Origin of the sequence: Pauljensenia sp. UMB1177, assembly GCF_030217965.1 — a bacterium.
GTDB lineage: Bacteria > Actinomycetota > Actinomycetes > Actinomycetales > Actinomycetaceae > Pauljensenia > Pauljensenia turicensis_A.
Window position 1 is genome coordinate 1 of sequence record NZ_JASOOV010000051.1, and the last position, 246, is coordinate 246.

The 246-nt window shown below is 65.0% G+C and carries 1 protein-coding gene; it reads right to left on the minus strand.

Going from position 1 to position 246, the window contains the following annotated elements; translation table 11 throughout:
- Positions 1-246, minus strand: a 246-nt coding sequence (recO, locus tag QP442_RS08550) for a DNA repair protein RecO (RefSeq protein WP_285069816.1), incomplete at both ends; no start/stop codon positions are given.

A 246-nucleotide genomic window follows, 5' to 3' on the forward strand; every position in this document is an offset into this window, starting at 1 on the left:
TCCCAGTTTCCGGCCAGGAGGTGCCCCATCAGTTCCATCGTGTTCTCCGAGACGGCCACTCCCCCTTCGCTTTGACACTCGTCGCACAGCGCGCCACCCTCGGAAATGGAGAAGGACGTGTGCGGGCCGGGCTTGCCGCAACTGGCGCATGCGAAGCACGAGGGTGCCCACCCCGCCACTGACAGGGCGCGTAGAAGATACGAATCGACGATGAGGACCGGGTCATGACGCAGGTTGGCCAGCGCG